This window comes from Actinacidiphila oryziradicis (assembly GCF_005047355.1).
Taxonomy (GTDB): Bacteria; Actinomycetota; Actinomycetes; order Streptomycetales; family Streptomycetaceae; genus Actinacidiphila; species Actinacidiphila oryziradicis.
Genome location: NZ_SUMC01000009.1, coordinates 114,864 through 134,002, shown reverse-complemented (window position 1 = coordinate 134,002; position 19,139 = coordinate 114,864). Strand labels below are relative to the sequence as shown.

Below are 19,139 nucleotides of genomic sequence, written 5' to 3'. Positions count from 1 at the left end.
CCCGGCACACCGTCCACGTGATCACCGACATGACGGCGCGTGAAGTATCCCCGCAGCTCATCGGCCGTCTCGCCAGATCACAGCGGGGCATCGAGGCCGTGCACCACGTGAGAGACAGGACGCTTCGAGGTCCGGACCGGACACGGCCCGGAAAACATGGCCACGCTTCGAAACTTCGCGATCAACACCCTGCGGGACACCGGCCACCACAGCACCGCTGCCGGACTGCCGGAGGCCTCCTACACGCCGTTCACCCGCCCGCTGGACCTGCTCGCGCCGACCTTGACCTGCGACGCAACATGATCACTCGGACTGTGAATCAGCCCTGGATATAAGACGCGTCCGGGAAGAGGAGGAACGCGACCACGGCGGCGATTTCATCAGGTTGGCCCAATCGGCCGAGTGCGCTCATTGAGCTTCTTCGAGGTGGCCACCGATCGGGTGATGGCTCGTGACGCGCAACGAGCGAGGCCCCCGGGCTGTTGATCGAGATGTCTGATGTCTCGATCACGCAGCTCGGGGGCCTCGTTGGTCATCTATCCTGCCGCACTCGACCTACCTCATGCGCTCGTGGAATGGGTTGCCATACTGATCGTCACCCGTGAGCGCGACCGGCGGTGCAAGCTCCGCCCGTCGCAACGCGCGATGGTGGCACTGGTGTACCTGCGTGAACACATCACCCTGGCGAAGATCGCTGCCGGGTTCGGGATCAGCGAGTCCACCGCCCACGCCTACACCAGCGCGGTCATCGGTCTGCTCGCCGAACGAGCGCCGGGCCTGCTGAAGGTCCTGCGCGAGGCAGATCCCGGCTTCGTCCTACTGGACGGCACCCTCGCCGAGTGCGACCGGGTCGGCGACGGACGGACCGACTACTCCCACAAGCACCGTCGGCATGGGGTGAACGTGCAGGTGGTCACCGATCCGGAGGGCCGGCTGCTGTGGCTCTCACCCGCGCTGCCGGGCCGTGCGCACGACCTGACCGCCGCCCGCACCCACCGGATCATCCGCATCTGCGAGCGCCAGGGCGTCCCCGTCCTGGCCGATCTCGCCTATCAAGGCGGTGGCCCCTGGGTGAGCACCGGCATCAAACACAGGCCCCTGCAGGAGCTCACCACCACCGAGAAGACCCTCAACCGGACCCTGGCCGCGGCACGGGCACCGGTCGAACGCGGAGTCACCCGCCTGAAGTCCTGGCGGATCTTCCGCAGATCCCGATGCAGCCCAGACCGCATGACGTCAATCGCCAAAGCCGTCCTCACCCTGGAGAGGCAACGCTGTCACTGAACAGCGCGAAAGCCCGGGACAGGGGCACATCGACGCCCAGAGAGGCGACCTGCGGGCGGACTTGCTGTCCCCGTTCCATATCCGAAGCGTACTCCGCGCTTCAAAAGTCGTGTTTATGGTTGGACCGCGTGGACCACGTGGCCCGCGTGGCCCGCGTCGGTGACCTATTTGGTGTCGGCGACGACGACGGTCCGGCGGATGAAGGTGCCTTCCACGGCGGAGCGGAGGAGGAAGTCAGCGACGTTTGCGCGAGAGGTCCAGGGGAAGATCGGCAATTTCGTGACATCCTCGAGCGCGACCTCGGAGTAGCGGGTGCCACTTCGGTCGTTCAACGGTCCGGGGTATTCGACGGTCCATTTCAGATCGCTGGCCCTCAAGAGCACTTCCGACGCGGCTTTGTCTTCGTACTTTTTCCGAAGCATGGTGCGGGAAATGGCGTGCACGAGGAATGAGGTTTTAGCGAGAGAGTCGCCGACTCCGAACGCCGACACGATGACGAATCGATCAACCCCTGATGTTTTCGCGGAGGCGATGACTGCACGGACGGTGTCGGTGACCAGCGTTGGGGCTTCGCGGGCGCTTTTCGATCCGATCGTGCTGATGACCGCGTCGTGGCCTCGGGCTGCCGCCGCGATCACGGCGGCGTCGGTGGCGTCGCCGCTGACGATTTGAGCGCGCGGGTCGACGGTGGCGTCGGGCCTCCGAACGAGGGCGCTGACCTGGTGTCCCTGGTCGAGTGCCTTTTTGACGAAGAGGACCCCGGTGCGACCGGTTGCTCCTAGGACAAGAAACCTCATGGCACTTCGCTCTCTACCGAAGGATGAATCGACCCTCGTCAGCCCGCTACTGGGTGGCGGCGTGCCATGCGCGGCGAGGGCCCGACTGTCAACTTTAGTCAGGAAACCTGGCTAACGTCAAGGCGGTGTCGGAGCCTGCTGGTGCTTGTCGGAGGGGGTGGCCCGGGCGGGGTGGGAGTCGGGGCTGGACGGCTCGGGGTGGCCGGGGCTAGTGCGCGTAGGGGTCGGTGATCTCGCGGAGTTGGTCCAGGATCTGGTGCAGCAGCGTGAAGTTGCGGGTGCCCAGGTACGCCTTCCACTCCGCGAGGATCTCGTCGAGTGTCGCCGCGGCGACCTCGACCGCCCGGCGGCCGCGTTCCTCGATCACGATCAGCCGGGCGCGGCCGTCGGTGGGGTCGGGGACCCGGCGGACGTAGCCCAGGCGTTCGAGCTGGTCGACCAGTACGCCGGCGCTCTGCTTGGTCATCTGTGCCTGGTCAGCGAGGTCTGTGAGGCGTGAACCGTCCGGGGCGATGCGTTGGAACACCCGGCACTGGGCGAGGGTCCAGTCGTCGAACCCAGCCTCCTGGAGAGCCCGGAACATCCGGTCCTCGCTGTAGCGGTACGGGATGAACAACAACACCCCTAGATTCGCCCGCTGCTCTTCATCCATGCCGCTCTCGACTCCATCGCTCACCTGATAGCACGAGGTCACACCCTACGCCAACGCTGCCGAGCCAGGTCGCCGCCAACCCGACCGCGGCGGTGCGTGGCCAGCGCTGGGCGCGCTGCGTTCCGCGCGCACCATCCGCTCCCCAGTGACCTCGCATCCGTGCCGTTGCCACGGTATACAGTAGTAAGCTTGCCTGACTAATGTGCAACGAGAGGGTTGAACGACACGGCCGTCGACAAGCACGCAACACCGAGGTGCGCCCCCCGAGGGCTGCTCACAGAAGACAGCAGAGAGAAATGGTGAGCACTATGACGACGACATCAAGCCTGCCGGGCAAGCGGGTCCCGTGGTCGCCGGAGGTAGCAGCGGATTCGGCGCCGCGATCGTGCGGCGGCTCGCCTCCCAGGGCGCCACCGTCGCAACTGCTGCAGTTCCTCCGTGGGCCGACCGCTGCGCCCGGCCATATTCTGCAGATCCAGGTAAGTGCGGCCGGCTTCGGTGGCACGCGTGGGGCGGGGGGTCACAGCAATATCTCCAGGGTGGTGCGCAGGGGCGCGGCGGCCTGCGGAAAATGCTTGGCCATCGCCATGAGCGTCGCGGGGCGGCTGCCCCGGCGGCGCAGCCAGGCGCGCAGCGCCTCCACTGCGATTTCCGATCCCTCGCGGTGACGCAGTCGGAAGGCATCGATAATGCAGCGTTCGGCGCTGTAGATGCCGATCTGCTCGCTCGGGCCCACGGGCAGCGGTTCGCGCCCGATGGAGAATGTCTCGCGGGCGAAGTGGTGCCAGGCGACCGGTGCGGCCAGACGGGGTGCACGGCGGCCGCGCGGGACAGCGATATCGATGGCCGGAGGGATCTGGTCGGTGAGGCCGTGCCGGGCCAGCGCCGAGACCAGGCACAGTGTGCCGTCCGGGACGCGGTGGGCAACCTCGATCAGATCGCGGTCCACCATCGGATCGGCATCCGCCCGCCGGTAGAGTCCTCGGCTGACCAACTCGACCTGGCCTTCCTCCAACAGACGGCGCAGCCGACGGTCGGACACACCCAGGCGGCGAGCCTCGGAGTATCTGAACGTCTCGGGCAAGCCAGGTGGGTCGGTGACGCCGATGACCGCGTGCCTCCTCACCACCATCGAAGGGAAATGCTTACACCTGGGCTATACCTGTGCGCGTAAACCTCCGCAGCCAATTCCCCGGCTTCACCTGATCGAGGGCGGATCGAAGGCTCATGCCGTCACACCACCACAGACACCAGCACGAGACGACGCCTACAGGGCGTCCTCAGAGGGCGAGCCCAGCTCGGCTGCCCTGCAAGCCAATGCCACATCCGCACACGACATCCAAATGGCGCGCGTGCCAGATCTGTGCCAGATGGAGCGGGGCGCCTCGGTCGACAACGGTCAACCGGGAGGTCGCCAAGCCGCGAACGATCTGACATCTCCGCAGGCCAGGCAGCTGATCCGCCACAAAGAACCGGTGCTTCCCAAGCTCAGAGCGCGGGTTCGATTCCCGTCATCCGCTCCACGGTAAAGCTCCAGGTCAGCGACTTGGGGTTTGCTTGTTGTCTAGTCCAATTTCGGCACCTCGCACCACTTGCGCACCGCTTGGGGTCGGAAAACGGTCCGACTGGGCACCACATTTCACCATCTCGCACACTCACTCGATTAACGTTTCGAATCTTGAGACGCATTTTGTGTGACCTGCGCCACTGGATTCGGGTCTGCCCGCGATGGATCCCACCCCGCGACGACCCGCTTCCCGCCTTCAAGGTGGCTGACACTCCATCAAATACCCTGCTGAGCAGGGAACTTAGCCGACAGGCCGCCGATGCAAGGACGTGGATCCGCCGCCCGGCGCGGCACCTCGCCTCCTGGAACGCCCTCGGGCGAGGGACCACACGGCACGGCAGCATGTCGGCCCTCACCCGAGGTCGCCGGAGGCGGGTCAGGCCAATCGAGTGCACCGCTGGAGGGGGACGTGGGCGCTGCTCATGTACAGCGTGCGGTCGTCGGCGCTGAAGGCGAGGGAGTCGATCATCTCGCCGGGGGTCGGCAGGGGCCGCCGAGCGGTTGTCGGGTCGTCGTGTCTCACAGTTGGAGCGAGCCCCCGTCGCCACCGACCGCGAGGGTGCGGCCGTCGGGGCTCAGGGCGAGGGCGGTGACCTGCTCCTGGGCTGCGGTCTGGGGGTGGGCCGGTGACGGCGAGGTGTGTCCCGTGCGCTAGGGTGACGCGTTCATGTCGTGCACCTAGGGGGGTCTGATGCGGCGAACCACAGCGGCCGCGGGCGTCGTTACCGTACTCGTGCCGCTTCTCCTGGCCGGCGCTTCAACGGCGTCGGCCGCAGCCAAAGGCTCACTCACCGTCAGGACGCTGGACCGGAGCGGCAAGCCGGTCTACGCCCAGGTGGCGGTCTACAACACGAAGACGTACGACTTCCGCTACATCGACAGCAACAAGAAGGCGTCGCTGCCCAACGGCAGTTACGAGCTCGCCACGTCCTTCGTCGGCGGCAACAGCGAGGATGGCGTCGTCGGCGGCCACAGTGTGAAGGTCTCCGGGGCCACGACGACCGCGTTCGACGCCCGGAAGGGCCGTGCGGTCAAGGTCTCGCTCAGTCCCAACCCGGGCAGCGGATACGACCACACGGTCAGCGCGGCCGTCTGCGCCACCGACAACAGCCCCGCGACCATGAGCATTTCGGCCGAGGCGGGCGACCTGTACGCCATCCCGAACAGCAGCAAGGCGTACGAGCTGTCCTACGGCACCACGTACGAACCGCAGTCGACGACCGGCGGGGACTTCTGGCTGGCGTCCGCCACGCACCGGAGCGGCGTGCCGTCCGGGGTGTCCTCGACACTCAGGAAGTCAGGGCTGACCACCCTCAAGGTGTCCGCCCGCTCCGGCCCCGACAGCGGGCAGGCGATGTTCTCGTTCAACGGCGAGCCGACGAGCGGCTACGACTGCTCGTCGTCCATGGACATCCTCGACTTCCAGCGTGACCTGCCCAACTCCTTCAGCGTCCACGTCCAGGCCGGCCAGTGGGAGGTGGGCCAGGAGGGCCACGACTTCATCTACGACGGGTTCCGCAAGTACGCGGCCGGCAAGACCACCTCGCTGACCCTCGGCCACGCGGTCTGGGGGCCTGGCGGGCAGCTGCCGTACACCTGGTACCACCAGCTGTACTTCGGGAACGACACCCCGTTCGCCGACCCCGAGTTCACGGCGGGCGGGGTCCTGGCCTCCGGCACCGTGAAGCTGACCCACGCGGGCAAGACGCTCTACTCGCACAAGTACAGCCCCTCGCACCAGATCGACGCGCAGCCGCGGATCCCGGGGTCGGGCTGGTACACGGTCACTGAAACCGGTCACCGCAGCCATCTGCCGTCCGGCTCGCTGTCGACCTCCTCCAGCCTCTCCCTGCACTTCTACGCCGACGCCGGCAAGAACCAGCAGATCCGGGACTACATCACCCGGTTCTGGCCCGAGGCGCTGAACTCCAGGAACCAGGCGGCTGCCGGGTCGACCACGACCGTCGACCTGGGCATGCAACGCCTCGGCACGGACGACAGCACGATCGGCCGGCTGTCGGACAGCGTGAAGTCCGTACGTGCCTGGTACACCACCGACAACGGCTCCACCTGGCACGCCATCACCGCGAAGCTGTCCGGCGCCAGGTGGACCATCACCGTCCACAACCCGGCCTCCGGCCGCGTCGGCCTGCGCTCGACGGTCACCGACACCCACGGCGACAGCTCGACGACCACGGTATACAACGCGTACGCCGTGGGCTGAGGGCCGGCAGAGCTGCCACCGCCGCACCGGCGGCCCGCCCGAGGGATCTCCCCGGACGGGCCGCCGGCCGACGATTGCGGTACAGCGGAGAAGTCGCGCGCCAGTGGTTGCGCTCGATGTCGGCGAGGGGACGGTGAGTGGTCCGGCCGCCTTGCCGGTCAGCTGCAGCGCGCATGCGGAGAGGCGCTCCGAGGGAGCCGCTTCCGGAGCCGTCAGAGGGTCACCGTTCAGACGACGCCGACATACGTGGTCGTCGGGGCTCACCTGGTCTACACACTGGCGGCGACGTCCCGGTGGAGTTATCGCTCCGCCCGCTCGTCGGAGCGGCCATTGGCCACAGGGCTGTGGATAGCCACTGCCGCGCTGACCGCCATGATGGTGGCCAGCGCGGCGCGCGTTGGGTTCGATGTGGTCCGCTGGCGTGACGAAACCGTCCCATCGGCGCTGAGCCAGGCCGGGGGGCGTACTAACCACAACAGTTCGAGTTCTGCAAGGTTCCTCCGCGGCAGGCTTCATCACTGGGTGCGGGGTGCGTTGCGGACCCAGCGATGCCTCGGAGGAAGCGCGGTGCCAGGAGGGACGAACGAGTGTCCCCCCACCGGAAGAGGGGAGATGACAGGGCGGCTCGTGATCTCCTCGAACCAGGCGGCGGCGATCCGGCCGAGGTGTTCGGGAGGTCCGGCGGCATAGAGCGGTTCCACGTCCCTGATTGGTTCCGGACTCTGGTAGTTCTGGCTGTGCCGCTCGCTGCAGAAGAGCCTGTCACCTATGACAGTCGCGCCCAGCGTCCTGAAGATCAGGTTTTTCTCCAGATCGAGCAGGTCTGCGATCAGAGTGAGGACCTCTTCTCCTCGGGCCAACGCCTCGCAAACCACGGACTACAGCGGTCAAACAGCGCGGTCGCCAAGGCATGCCGTGGAGGGCGCTTTCGCAGCTCAGGGGCATGATCCGGCCCTGGATAACCTCGGCATCGCCACCCTGATCATCGTGACCAGCATTCCCGCGTCCGGACAGCAGGCCCTGTTCAACAAGCTGACCGCGCTGGGCACCAACATGCTCCAGGTCACCTATGACGCGAACGCCCTGCCCTCGGTGGTCCTGCCCCCGCAGTCGGTGGCCATGGTCGCCCGGATCGGGCCGGTCACGGTTGCCAGCGCGGTGCCGACGGCCCCAACGAGGCGTGCGCCGGGTGATGCCTTGCCGGGGAACGTCTATTCGGTGACGAAGTCGGCCATCATCGCCATGTCTTCGTGCTCCAGATTGTGGCAGTGCAGCATGAACCGTCCGGGGTAGTCGGTGAACCGGGTCACGATCTCCAGGGACTCGGCGGGGCGCAGGTCCACGGTATCCTTCCAGCCCGCGTCGTACGGGCCGGGTGAACTGTTGTTGCGGGCCATCACCTGGAAGTGGTTGAGGTGCAGGTGGACCGGGTGGTGGAAGTCGGTGACGAAGCGCCAGACTTCCGTGGTGCCCAGGCGGGGGGTGGCCAGGGAGTGGCCGGGGCGGTAGGGCTGGCCGTTGATGGTCCATCCGGTGCCGCCCGACGACCGTTGGAAGAGGAAGGTGCGGGTCGCCACGGCGTGGGTCGGGTCGAGCGCGGCGACGGTGGAGAGCCGTGCCGGTACTGCGGAGTCGTCGGCCGGGGGCCGGGCGGATGAGGAGACGTCGAAGCGCATGACCTCGGCCGTACGGCCGCTGCCGAGCCGGTTGACCAGCCGGACGCGGGTGCCGGGGCGGTAACGGGAGAAGTCGACGACCACGTCGAAGCGCTCGGCCGGGGCGATGCCCAACTCATCGTGCGCCAGCGGCCGTTCCAGCAGCCCACCGTCGCCGCCGATCTGCACCAGACCGCCGCCGCCCGGCGGCTGCGGGTCCAGCGCCAGGCGGTAGCGGCGGGCGTTGGAAGCGTTGAGCAACCGCAGGCGGTAGCGCAGCCGCTGGGTCTCCAGCACCGGCCAGGGCGCGCCGTTGACCAGGATGACGTCGCCCAGCACGCCGTCCATATACGGGTCGGTGACTCCGGGGGTGCCCTGGGCCGCGTCCAGGGCGGGGTAGCGGAAGGTGCCGTCGGCGGCGAACGAGCGGTCGGCGATCATCAGCGGGAGATCACGTTCGCCGCTCGGCAGCGACAAGGCCAGCTCCTCGTCGTCGTGGACCAGATGGAACCCGGCGAGGCCGCGCCAGACGTTCGGACCGGTGAAGCCCATGCGGTGGTCGTGGTACCAAAGGGTGGCGGCACGCTGATCCATGGGATAGGTGTACGTCCGTGCCCCGGCGGCCGGCCGGGGCGCCTGGGCCATGCCCGGCATGTCCGCCATCCCAGGAGTGCCGCTGCTGGAGGCGTGGGCACCGGTGGGCAGGATCAGGGCTGTGGGGTAGCCGTCACTGTCATACGGCGTGTGACCGCCGTGCAGATGGACCACCGTCGGGTGCGGCAGTTCGTTGTGGTGCCGCACCACCGTCCGTCGCCCGGAGCGGGACACGAGGGTCGGCCCCGGAAAGGAGCCCTCGTAGGTCCAGGCCGGAGTGTTCAGACCAGGAAGGATTCGCAGCGACGCCGACCGCTGGGTGATCTCGTAGTAGTCGGTCGTGCCGTCGGTGCGCGTGGGCTTGAGCACAGCGGGCACGGGAAGGAGCGCCTGGTACGGCCGCGGCAGTGGAGCCTCGCTGCGCAGCAGCAGACCGGGGTGGCCCGGCGTCAACGATTGCCCTGCCCAGGCCCAGCCCCCGGCGGCTATCGCGCCGCCTCCCAGAAGCGCCCCGCTGAGGAAAAGGCGCCGGTCGATCCCCCGCTTCATGCCGCCGCCTTGACGGGCTCAGCGGAGGAGGAGTCCGCTGCCGGGCGCCAGGCCCAGACCAGCATCAGCAGAGTGCAGGCGATGATGATCACGCCCAGCGGCACATGGACGGCCAGCACCCGCCCGTACCCCATCACGATCTGCCCACCCTCGGCGGCGAAGAGCGAGGCGCTCGCCACGGCGGGCCAGCCGGGCCCCCCGCCGGGCCGCCACAGCAGAACTGCCGTGATCGTCTGAACGATCGCGGTGACACCGGTCGCCGTCGCGTTGGCGGCATGCAGGTCGAGCGCCCCGTAGTGCCCGGACAGGAGACTGCCCGCCAGCACCGCCTGGCCCAGGGCGAGGACGGCCTCGCAGGTCACCACGGTCCGGAAGAGCAGGCGGGCCCATCGCCGTATCTGCGGTCGTTCCTCGTTCATCAACAGCTCCCCGTCAGTCATGCGCAGATTCCCATTAGGAATGAATGAGACAGTACCAACTGAAACCATCTTGCGATTACGTTACGCTGGATATCGATGACTCCAGACGCTGCCCCCCACGGAGCCGGCGGAGCGCAGGCCACCCGCATCGGCCCGCTGCTTCGTTTCGCCCACCGGCGCGCCAGCCGCGAATTCACCGAGGCACTGCGCCCGCTGGCCATCGAGGGACGCCACTACGGCGTGCTGCTCAGCCTCGGCCTGCATGGCTCCCTCAGCCAGCGCGAACTCATCGACCGCACCGGCAGCGACAAGTCCGGGATGGTCCGCACCGTGGACGACCTGGAGGCGCGCGGCTTGGCCGTACGCCGCCCGTCGCCCGCCGACCGCCGCGCCTACGCCGTCGAACTCACCGAGACGGGCAGAGCTCTGCACGCCGAGGCAGGACGTATCGCGGACAGCGTGGCCGCCCGGCTGCTGGACTGCCTGAGCGAGGACGAGCAGTCCACCTTCTGTGCACTCCTGGAACGCTTCGTCACCGCAGACACCACATGAGGCACGGCCACACATCGCGCCGCTCAGACCCGATCGGGCCAGCAGGCCGACTCCACCTGCTGCCACCCGGACTGGCCCATCACGATCAGCCCGTGCTCGTAGGCGTAGATCACGACCTGCACCCGGTCGCGCACACCGAGCTTGTCGTAGAGCCGCTGCACATGGGACTTCACGGTGCTCTCCGCAACTACGAGGATCTTGGCGATCTCCTCGTTGTGGTATCCGCACACGAGCAGCTTGAACACGTCGAACTCCCGTGAGGTGAGCTGCTCCAACCCCACCTCGTGCGAGCGGTTGACCGTCGGCCGCCTGGCGAACTCGGTGATGACCGTCGCCGTGAGGCTGGGGGACAGCACGGAACCGCCGCGTGCCACGGTGCGGACCGCGTCAACGATCTTCTCGGGGGGCGTGTCCTTCAGCAGGAATCCACTCACCCCGCACCGTAGAGCCTCGAACAGCGTGTCGTCGTCGGCGTCCACACTGAGCATCACAATCTTCGTGTCCGGCACAGTGTCGTCGTTCGATATCGACTGGCTGGCCACAAGACCGTTGATCCCCGGCGGCAGCGACACGTCCATGAGCACCACATCAGGCTTGAGCACGCGCACCATCTGGATGGCGAGTAAACCACTGTCGGCCTCTCCGACGACATTGATGTCTAATTCGTCCGCGATGGCCGAGCGCACGCCGCTGCGCACAAGCGGATGATCGTCCACAATAAGTACGTCGATCTGATCCATCGTCCTGTCCCCCATCATGGCTCAGCCTGCTGACCGAAGGTCGCCAGCGCACGCCGTGCCGCTGACCGGTGCGGATGCCGCTTGCTCTTCACCGAGGTCGTCGCGCGGAAATGTGATCGCCACGGTGAAATCCTGCTGATCGGAGCCGATGTACAAAAGCCCCCCCTGCTGGGTCACGAGCCGTTGCATCATGCGGGTGCCATGACCCCCGCCGGCCCACGGCAGCCAGCGCTGCGGACCGGCCCGGCCGGCGAAACCGCTGAGCAGAGGCACTTCGCAGCTCGACCGCACCCGGAGCCTGGTCCGCGTCGAGACCTCGAAGTCGACCGAAACGGCGGCGTTCGGTGCGTACTTCATCGAATTGCTCAACGCTTCCCTGGCGACCCGGACGATCACCTTTCGCAGCGACGGCGGCAGCTGCTCCTCGGAGCCCGAGGCAAGGAACTCGACCGCGAGGCCGATACCGCGGAAACGATTCACCACGTCGATGAGGCCTTCTTCGACAACCGCACTCGACTCGCGTGATCCATGGCGCAGTTGGGTGATGACACTGCGCAACTCGGTCATCGTGTGCATAGTGACCTGATCGATCACCTGCAGCTGCCGGCCGTCCTCGCCCTTGGACGCGTTCCGCACCTGCAGGGCGATGGCTGTCAGGCCCTGCCCCACGGTGTCGTGCAACAGGCTCGCGAGCTCCGCATGTTCGGTCAACGGCGCCACAGGCACGGCCTGCTCCGGCTTCGCGGCCTCGCTCCTTGGCCGGAACCAAGCAGCCGACCAGGCAGGAACGTACAGCAGGACGAAGAACGGCAGTATGGTCATGAGTTTCCCCGACCAGCGGAGTGACGCGTACGGGCCGACGGGGATCAAGTCCGCTAGCATGAGATACACGGTCAGCCCCAGGCACGAGCTGCTGCACCAGAGCAGCAAGCGGTGCTGCGGCCAGCGCCGTGCAAGCAGCCTGCCGCCGGGTACACCGAGCGCCAACGGTAAGAGCATCGTAAGACGAACGAGCATGGCAGCCAAAGCTCCCCCAGAGTTAAGCCAGCCAATGTCATCATTGGTCACCGAGAAACGTGATTCACCTTGGTCGTTGAAGCGATGTGACCTCAGTAATCAGTCAATTTCTAGCGTGCATTGGGATGGGCGCCCTCGGTGGCCACTGTAGACTCTTTGAGCTATCGGACACCATCCACCGGAAGGACGCATAGCGTCTCCTCCGAGGGAAGGATCTGGATAGCGAGCCTGGGCATGCTGACATCCTTTAGATGCTTCGCAAACCCTTCACCGTACACCGCTTGCCTCCACAGCACAACGGCGGTACGACGGATTCCGCTTATATCAGCGTCGACACCCCCCTGCCAACATCTATAGCCGCCAAGTATGCAGCCGGAGGAACTCTGGGGCAACCTGGACGGGAGGTTGCTTGCGTCCTCGACCGAAGACCGGGACACGGACACGGACACGGACCCGCCATCATCGTGGTACTGCGTGAGGGCTGTGAGGGCTGTGAGGGCTGTGAGGGCAGTGAGGGCAGTGAGGGCAGTGAGGACAGTGAGGACAGTGAGGACAAGGTTGACCGGTTGATCCGCTTTCCGGGACCGTGTATCCGGCTTTGCACCGGCTGGAGACAGCCGGGCTGGTCAGCAGCGTCTGGGGCGAGACGACATGGCGCCGCCGGCGCGTCTATGAGATCGCACGAGCCGGTGAGCATTCACTGAGTGACACGAGGGCGAATTGGCGCGACATCATCGCAACCATGCGCTCCGTCGTGTTGAACGAGGAACCCCTCTACTGAATCTCGCTTTCCCCGTTCTGAGGTCCGGCGGTTGCCGGTGGCTGATGACAAGTCCGTACCACGACGGCAAGTCCGTGCGCGGGTTAGAGCGGCCCGGCCACAGGAATTCACCCCCGGACGACCCCAAGTAAACTATTCGTTAATTTAAATTCACCATCCCCGCCTGGCCGTGTTCCCCCCGGCGGAATCGACCGCCGCGGCAGCGTACATCAAAGAAAATAATCGCGCTCCGTCAAGCTACGGTCACATACCCACGGGCTGGGCCAGCCCCGGGGCCGGCCTGAGCAGGTGCCTCACATTCGCGATCCTGGTGGCAAGGAGACCGATCATCGAAATGATGAACAGGCAGGCGCCGGGCCGGAAGAGGTGCCAAGGGGCACATCCAGGCGATACCTCAGCAGCACAACAAGACACGGAACCCAACGCCAGTGCCGGCACAGATCGAGACGACGCCCGTCAGCCCGAGGCGTCCGGAAGCGGCGCGCCGGATCGGCTGCACCGACCCCGCCACGACCGCGCATCAGCCGCAGGACCCGGCGCCTCCAGGCACTGGGCACGGACAGAGCCACGTCGAGTTGGCGCATGTACGCGCCGATCGGCTGCGGCCCATCGACCTCGCGACCTGCTGTCACAGTCCTCCCACACACTGGTGCCGGCCTGAGCGGCGCATTGTGCCACGCATCAGCGGAAGGTCACGAAGTCGCATCGGGAATCCTGGATTCGCTTCGATCAACCTCCACCGGGCCGTGCCCCAGCACGTCGCAGGTCCAGCCGGCCCGGCGCCAGCGGTCGAGATCAAGACCGGACCGCCCGTCGATCAGACGAGGCGCCCGCACCCGGTCGGCCAGGCCGGCGGGGTCGACCTCACCGAACTCCTGCCACTCGGTCAGGTGCAGCAACGCGTCCGTGCCACCCGCAGCGGCCGCCGCCGAATCCGCGTACTCCAGATACGGGAACGCCTTGCGGGCGTTGTCCATGGCGCGGGGGTCATACACGACAACGTCGGCTCCGCGCTCGCGCAGGGCCACCGCGACGGCCAGCGCCGGTGAGTCCCTGATGTCGTCGGTACCGGGCTTGAACGCCGCACCCCATACGCCGATCCGGCGGCCGGCCAGCGCCCCGCCGCACGCCCGTTCGGCGAGCTCGACCATGCGCACGCGGCGCCGGTCGTTGACCCCGTCCACCTCGCGCAGGAAACCCAGCGCCCGCCCGGCACCGAGCTCATGCGCACGGGCGACGAAGCCGCGGATGTCCTTGGGCAGACAGCCCCCGCCGAAACCGAGGCCGGGACGGAGGAACTGGCCCCCGATACGGGAGTCGTAGGCGAGCGCCTCGGCCAGCTGCCAGACGTCGCCCCCCGCGGCCTCGCAGACCTCCGCCATGGCATTGATGAAGGAGATCTTGGTCGCCAGGAAGGAGTTCGCCGCGGTTTTGATGAGCTCCGCGGTAGCCAGGTCGGTTTCCACCACCGGGATTCCGGCGGTGATGAGCGCTACGTACACCTCACGCAGCGCGGCCAGCGACCGCCCGTCACCGTCGGACCGCCCGAACACCAGGCGGTCCGGCCGAAGGGTGTCCTCGACCGCGTGGCCCTCCCGGAGGAATTCGGGGCTCCACGCGAGGGAGGCCCGCGCCCCGACGGGGGCCAGTCCGCGCAGTGTGGTGGTCAGCAGCGCGGCGGTGCCGACCGGCACCGTCGACTTCCCGACCAGCACGCACGGCCGCCGCAGATGGGGCGCGAGGAGGGACACGGCGGACTCCAGTTGCCGGAGGTCGGCCGCGCCGTCGGGCCGCTGTGGGGTGCCGACGGCCAGGAAGTGCAGCTGTCCGAACTCGGCCGCCTCCGCGTACGAGCTCGTGAACCGCAACCGCCCCGACCGGGTGTTGCGATCCAGCATCTCCGCGAGGTCCGGCTCGTAGAACGGCGGCCTTCCCTCGGCCAGCGCCGCGGTCTTCTCCGGATCGGTGTCCAGGCCGAGCACCTCGTGCCCGAGCTCGGCCATGCAGGTGGCGTGGGTGGCGCCCAGATAACCGCACCCGATGACGGTGATTCTCACTCGGACGTCTCCTCAGTTCGCGGTGTGCGCGGGTTCAGCGACCGGCCACCAGCACAGCGGCCACGGACAGCCCGAAGCCGAGCACGATGTCGAGCGTCCGCCACTGGTGCCAGCGGATCCAGCGCTCACGGACGGCGACCATCCGATCTCTTTCCCAGTCGCCGGTTTCGGTCAGAAATGTTGGATCGTCGGGACCGCCGGACAGCACTCCGCCCGCGAGGACGGCGACCTTCCGCGCGATGGACTTGTTGATACGAACGTTGACCAGCTCGGACATCAGCGCCAGCGCCACGTTGCACACCAGCGCGAGCGCGCGCAGCACACGCACCTCGGGTGCCTGGGCGAAGAACAGCAGGACAAGCGTCGCGCCACCGGTGGAGATATTGATCGCGGGCATGTACCGCTCGATGCTGCGATCGAGCGAGACATGCAGCCGCATCCATTCCGGAACGAGCACCTGCCGGAAGGTCGGGCACACGCCGTAGAGCACCATCAGCAACGCGCCGGCCTGGATTCCGCTGCCGAGCAGACCTGTCGCGGCGAGCAGCGAGGACCACATCGTCGGTTCCCCTCAGGAGTTGAGATGGATCGAGCGGAGGGCGCCGATCTCGGACATCCGCCTCTCGGCGAGCCGGTCCGCCGCGACGACCGGGGTGTCACCGCGGGCCAAGGCCTCGGCGAGGATCGACCTGGTGGTGTCGAAGATGCCCGCCGCGCGGGCCTTCGCCCTGGCGAACTGGAAGCCGTCGATCTCGTCGGCGACCTGGATGAGTCCCCCGGCATTGGCCACATAGTCCGGGACGTACAGAATCCTGCGGTCCGAAAGCCGTTTCTGCACCCGTTCCGCGGCCAGCTGGTTGTTGGCGCCGCCGCAGACGATTTCGGCGGACAGCACGGAAGCGGTCGTCTCGTCGACGCACCCGCCCAGCGCGCACGGCGCGTAGATGTCGATCTCCGCCCGGCGCAGTGCGTGCTCATCGGACACGACATCCACGTGCGGGTACTTGGTCAGGAGCGCGGCGACCGCGGCGCGGTCCGGATCGCACACGACGACCGAGGCGCCGGCTTCGACAAGGTGGCCGACAAGCCGCCTGCCCACCTTGCCGACGCCCTCGACGCCGACCCGCCTGCCTTCCAGGTCCGCGACACCCCAGACATGCTCGGCCGCGGCCAGCATCGCCTGCGTCACCCCGAAGGAAGTGAGCTCCGAGGAATCGCCCGCGCCGCCCCCGGCCCGGCTGCGCCCGGTCACATAACGGGATTCACGCGCGACAACGTCCATGTCCCGCTCGGTGGTGCCAATGTCGCACGCGGTCAGGTATCGACCGGCCAGAGACTCCACGAACCGGCCGTACGCACGCAGCAGGGACTCCGACTTCACCCGGGCCGGGTCACCGATGATGACGGCCTTGCCACCACCGAGGTCCAGGCCGGCGGCGGCGGACTTGTACGCCATCGCCCGGGACAACCGGAGCACATCGGTGAGCGCGGCCTGCTCGTCCTGATAGGGATAGAACCGGGTCCCGCCCAGCGCGGGACCGAGTGCGGTCGAATAGATCGCGATGATGGCGCGCAGCCCGCTGCCCTTGTCCTGGCAGAAGACCACCTGTTCGTGGCCGGTCCGCCGGTCGAAGACACCGTCCGGGTCGAGCTCCGGCCGCGCTGCCGTGATCATTTCGGTCATGGATCATTCCCCTCGGAGAACATGACATTCCGTCAGAAGCTGACAAAATCGTCGTTGCGCCTCGGCCCGCCCAGTACGACCGCGCTGTTGAAGCCGCCGACGCCACGCGCGACGATCAGCGCCGTGCGCAACCGGGCGGGCCGCACCGGCTCGATCACGAAGTTGAGGCCGTAGTCGGCGGACCCGGGGTCGAGGTTCACCGTCTGCGGCACGACCCCATGTGCCAGCGCCAGCGCGGCCCACGCGACATCCAGCGACGGTCCCCCGGAGTAGAGCCTGCCGACCATCGTCTTGGGCGCGGTGACCAGCACCTCGCCCGCGCGGTCGCCGAACACGGCGCGCACGGCGTTCGCCTCGATGGCGTCCGCCGCCGGGTCGGCCGCGGCGTCGGCGAAGATCACGTCGATATCGTCCGGGGTCAGCCCCGATCGCTCTATCGCGAGGGACAGGGCCCTGATGAGCCGGCGGCCGTCCGGGGCGGCCTCGTGGTGATGGTGCGCGTCGTGGGTGGCGGCATGCCCGAGCACCTCGGCGTAGATGGAAGCCGAGCGGTCCTTGGCCGCGGAGAGTTCCTCGACCACGAACACCGCACCGCCCTCGCCGGGCACGTAGCCGGCCGCGGCCGCGTCGAACGGCCGGTACGCCATGGACGGGTCGGCCGTCCGGTTGAACCTGCCGAGACTCTCCTGGCACACCAGCGCGTACGGGGTCAGCGGTGCCTCGGTACCGCCGACCACGACGGCGGCACCGCCGCGCTCGATGTTCCGGCGGGCCTGGGCGACCACGTCCAGCGCACCCGCGGTATCCGCGACCAGTACTCCGGAGCTGCCCTTCAGCCCGTGCCGGATGGAGATCTGCCCGGTGCTGGCCGCGTAGAACCAGGCGATGGACTGATACGCGCTGACCGCCGAAGGATGCCGCGACCACAGCGCCTCGATCTCCCGTTGACCGAACTCGTTGCCGCCCGACGCGCTGGCGGTCAGCACAGACACCGAATACGGGTCCATCGTCCCCAGGTCCAGCTCCGCGTCCGCCAGCGCGAGGTTCGCCGCAGCGAGCGCGAACCAGGTCCAGCGGTCGGTCTGCACGAGCAGCTTGTTGCTGAGGTGCTCGGCCGCGTCGAAATCCTCGACCTGGCCGGCGAGCCTGATCGGCGACGTCTCCGGATACCGGGTGAACGCCGAGATCCGGCATTGGCCGGCGAGACTGGTCTTCCAGTGCTCGCCGACACCGATACCGGTCGGCGCCACGACACCGATACCGGTGATGACCGCACGGCGCCGACTGTTGCTGATCGACATCACAACTCCTTCAGCCGGGAAAAGATCATCGCCGACTGGAATCCGCCGAAGCCGCTGCCGACAGACAGGACGTTGTCCACGTGCGCTTCGCGCGCGACCAGCGGCGTGTAGTCGAGGTCGCATTCGGGGTCGCGGGTGGTGAGGTTCGCCGTTGGCGGGATCGCCCCGCGGTCGATCACCAGCGCGCAGGCGGCCATTTCCAGCGCACCGATGGCGCCGAGCGAATGACCGATCACCGACTTGATCGAGCTGATCGGGATCCGGTAAGCGGCCCCGTTCAGGCTTCGCTTGAACGCGCCCGTCTCGTGCCGGTCGTTCTGCTTGGTCCCCGAGCCGTGCGCGTTGATGTACCCGATGTCCTCCGGATTGCACCGGGCTTGGGCCATCGCCTCGTCGACGGCCCTGCTCAGCTCCATGCCGTCGGGATGCAGGCCGGTCATGTGAAAGGCGTTGGCGTGGTTGGCGTATCCGGTGACCTCGCAGTAGATCCGCGCACCTCGCCGCCGGGCGTGCTCCAGTTCCTCCAGCACGAGCACGGCGCAGCCCTCACCCATCACGAACCCCTGCCGTTCCGCGTCGAACGGCCGGGAAGCGCCCTCGGGATCGTCGTTGCGCGGGCTCGTCGCGCGGATCGCGTCGAAGCAGGCGAACGAGATCGGCGAGATGGGTGATTCGGTGCCGCCGCAGATCATCACATCGACGTCGCCCTGCTCGATCTGCTGTGCGGCGAGCCCGATCGCGTCGATCCCCGAGGTACAGCCGGTCGACACCACCGCCGCCGGGCCGTGCGCCCCGTGCTTCACCGCGACCTCGGTGGCGACGGCCGAGGGCACGAAGACGGAGTACATGAACGGCATCGCGTAATGCCCGTCGACCTCCCACTTCCGGCCGTGGTCGCTGAGCACGACGTACTCTTCCTCAAGCCGCATGGTGGCGCCGACCGCGCTGCCGAGCGCCACCCCGGCGCGGTCGCCGTCCCATGTGCCGGCGTCCAGTTCCGCGTCGGTGACCGCTTCCACGCTCGCCACGAGCGCGAACTGCCCGTACCGGTCGTTGCGCCGGATCTCCTGCGGAGTCAGCCCTGCGGCGACCGGGTCGAAGTCGGCTTCGGCCGCCACCTGGGAGCGGTACTGCGTGGCGTCGAAGAACGTCACCCGCCTCGTCGCGGGCTTCCCGCTGACAATCCGGTCCCAGAACTGCTCCCTGGTGGTGCCTCCTGGCGCGACCGCACCGATGCCGGTCACGACGACTCGCCTCATATCCCAG

At 67.6% G+C, this 19,139-nt stretch carries 21 protein-coding genes; 7 read left to right on the top strand and 14 right to left on the bottom strand.

Going from position 1 to position 19,139, the window contains the following annotated elements:
- The first annotated feature begins 156 nt into the window (after positions 1–156).
- Both FCI23_RS56335 and FCI23_RS12850 read left to right on the top strand, forming a co-directional pair.
- Positions 157–303: a hypothetical protein gene (locus FCI23_RS56335; RefSeq protein WP_169316782.1), complete on the top strand. Its 147-nt coding sequence runs from the start codon at positions 157–159 to the stop codon at positions 301–303.
- A 225-nt stretch (positions 304–528) separates the two neighbouring features.
- Positions 529–1,284: a transposase family protein gene (locus FCI23_RS12850; protein WP_136723647.1), complete on the top strand. Its 756-nt coding sequence runs from the start codon at positions 529–531 to the stop codon at positions 1,282–1,284.
- A gap of 164 nt (positions 1,285–1,448) precedes the next feature.
- Here the strand turns inward: FCI23_RS12850 and FCI23_RS12845 are convergent, their stop codons facing one another.
- From FCI23_RS12845 to FCI23_RS63675, 4 genes are all read right to left on the bottom strand, one after another.
- Positions 1,449–2,081, bottom strand: coding sequence for an NAD(P)-dependent oxidoreductase (locus FCI23_RS12845; protein WP_136723646.1), 633 nt, complete (start codon positions 2,079–2,081; stop codon positions 1,449–1,451).
- Positions 2,082–2,289: 208 nt separating this feature from the next.
- Entirely contained in the window at positions 2,290–2,733 is a 444-nt protein-coding gene (locus tag FCI23_RS12840) for a MarR family winged helix-turn-helix transcriptional regulator (RefSeq protein ID WP_136723645.1), read from the bottom strand.
- A 520-nt stretch (positions 2,734–3,253) separates the two neighbouring features.
- Positions 3,254–3,817, bottom strand: a complete 564-nt coding sequence (locus tag FCI23_RS12830; protein WP_211265302.1) for a type IV toxin-antitoxin system AbiEi family antitoxin domain-containing protein — start codon at positions 3,815–3,817, stop codon at positions 3,254–3,256.
- 859 nt (positions 3,818–4,676) lie between these two features.
- A complete protein-coding gene (locus FCI23_RS63675; protein WP_211265301.1) occupies positions 4,677–4,823 on the bottom strand; it encodes a hypothetical protein in 147 nt (48 codons plus the stop codon).
- A 168-nt stretch (positions 4,824–4,991) separates the two neighbouring features.
- Between FCI23_RS63675 and FCI23_RS12820 the strand changes: the two genes are divergently transcribed.
- On the top strand, positions 4,992–6,524 hold the full coding sequence (locus FCI23_RS12820) for a hypothetical protein (protein WP_136723643.1): 1,533 nt from the start codon (positions 4,992–4,994) through the stop codon (positions 6,522–6,524).
- Positions 6,525–7,039: 515 nt separating this feature from the next.
- On the opposite strand, the gene FCI23_RS12815 is transcribed toward FCI23_RS12820, so the two are convergent.
- On the bottom strand, positions 7,040–7,384 hold the full coding sequence (locus tag FCI23_RS12815) for a hypothetical protein (protein WP_136723642.1): 345 nt from the start codon (positions 7,382–7,384) through the stop codon (positions 7,040–7,042).
- Positions 7,385–7,439: 55 nt separating this feature from the next.
- Between FCI23_RS12815 and FCI23_RS12810 the strand changes: the two genes are divergently transcribed.
- On the top strand, positions 7,440–7,817 hold the full coding sequence (locus FCI23_RS12810; protein ID WP_136723641.1) for a hypothetical protein: 378 nt from the start codon (positions 7,440–7,442) through the stop codon (positions 7,815–7,817).
- On the opposite strand, the gene FCI23_RS12805 is transcribed toward FCI23_RS12810, so the two are convergent.
- Positions 7,736–9,322 carry a multicopper oxidase family protein gene (locus FCI23_RS12805; RefSeq protein ID WP_136723640.1) on the bottom strand — a complete coding sequence of 529 codons (1,587 nt, stop codon included), beginning with the start codon at positions 9,320–9,322 and terminating at the stop codon, positions 7,736–7,738. The two genes, FCI23_RS12810 and FCI23_RS12805, sit on opposite strands and share 82 nt — an antisense overlap.
- Positions 9,319–9,762, bottom strand: coding sequence for a hypothetical protein (locus tag FCI23_RS12800; protein WP_169316781.1), 444 nt, complete (start codon positions 9,760–9,762; stop codon positions 9,319–9,321). The genes FCI23_RS12805 and FCI23_RS12800 overlap by 4 nt, the downstream gene beginning before the upstream one ends.
- A 75-nt stretch (positions 9,763–9,837) precedes the next feature.
- Between FCI23_RS12800 and FCI23_RS12795 the strand changes: the two genes are divergently transcribed.
- Complete coding sequence (locus FCI23_RS12795) at positions 9,838–10,293, top strand: MarR family winged helix-turn-helix transcriptional regulator (RefSeq protein WP_211265300.1); 456 nt, start codon at positions 9,838–9,840, stop codon at positions 10,291–10,293.
- Between the two features lie 23 nt (positions 10,294–10,316).
- Here the strand turns inward: FCI23_RS12795 and FCI23_RS12790 are convergent, their stop codons facing one another.
- Positions 10,317–11,033, bottom strand: a complete 717-nt coding sequence (locus tag FCI23_RS12790) for a response regulator (RefSeq protein WP_136723638.1) — start codon at positions 11,031–11,033, stop codon at positions 10,317–10,319.
- Between the two features lie 21 nt (positions 11,034–11,054).
- Positions 11,055–11,855, bottom strand: coding sequence for a sensor histidine kinase (locus FCI23_RS12785; RefSeq protein ID WP_169316780.1), 801 nt, complete (start codon positions 11,853–11,855; stop codon positions 11,055–11,057).
- A 561-nt stretch (positions 11,856–12,416) separates the two neighbouring features.
- On the opposite strand from FCI23_RS12785, the gene FCI23_RS12780 reads away from it, so the two are divergent.
- A complete protein-coding gene (locus tag FCI23_RS12780; RefSeq protein WP_136723636.1) occupies positions 12,417–12,620 on the top strand; it encodes a hypothetical protein in 204 nt (67 codons plus the stop codon).
- 16 nt (positions 12,621–12,636) lie between these two features.
- Positions 12,637–12,831 carry a helix-turn-helix transcriptional regulator gene (locus tag FCI23_RS63670; protein ID WP_136723635.1) on the top strand — a complete coding sequence of 65 codons (195 nt, stop codon included), beginning with the start codon at positions 12,637–12,639 and terminating at the stop codon, positions 12,829–12,831.
- A 692-nt stretch (positions 12,832–13,523) separates the two neighbouring features.
- Here FCI23_RS63670 and FCI23_RS12770 read toward each other — a convergent pair.
- Genes FCI23_RS12770 through FCI23_RS12750 form a run of 5 tightly spaced genes read right to left on the bottom strand, consistent with a single transcriptional unit; the run spans position 13,524 to position 19,132 of the window.
- Positions 13,524–14,888 carry a UDP-glucose dehydrogenase family protein gene (locus FCI23_RS12770; protein WP_211265299.1) on the bottom strand — a complete coding sequence of 455 codons (1,365 nt, stop codon included), beginning with the start codon at positions 14,886–14,888 and terminating at the stop codon, positions 13,524–13,526.
- Positions 14,889–14,922: 34 nt separating this feature from the next.
- A complete protein-coding gene (locus FCI23_RS12765) occupies positions 14,923–15,447 on the bottom strand; it encodes an anthrone oxygenase family protein (protein WP_136723634.1) in 525 nt (174 codons plus the stop codon).
- 12 nt (positions 15,448–15,459) lie between these two features.
- Positions 15,460–16,563 carry a Glu/Leu/Phe/Val family dehydrogenase gene (locus tag FCI23_RS12760; RefSeq protein ID WP_136723742.1) on the bottom strand — a complete coding sequence of 368 codons (1,104 nt, stop codon included), beginning with the start codon at positions 16,561–16,563 and terminating at the stop codon, positions 15,460–15,462.
- 41 nt (positions 16,564–16,604) lie between these two features.
- Positions 16,605–17,873: a beta-ketoacyl synthase N-terminal-like domain-containing protein gene (locus FCI23_RS12755; RefSeq protein ID WP_136723633.1), complete on the bottom strand. Its 1,269-nt coding sequence runs from the start codon at positions 17,871–17,873 to the stop codon at positions 16,605–16,607.
- Complete coding sequence (locus FCI23_RS12750; protein WP_136723632.1) at positions 17,873–19,132, bottom strand: beta-ketoacyl-[acyl-carrier-protein] synthase family protein; 1,260 nt, start codon at positions 19,130–19,132, stop codon at positions 17,873–17,875. Before FCI23_RS12750 ends, FCI23_RS12755 begins: the two co-directional genes overlap by 1 nt.
- Positions 19,133–19,139: the final 7 nt, after the last annotated feature.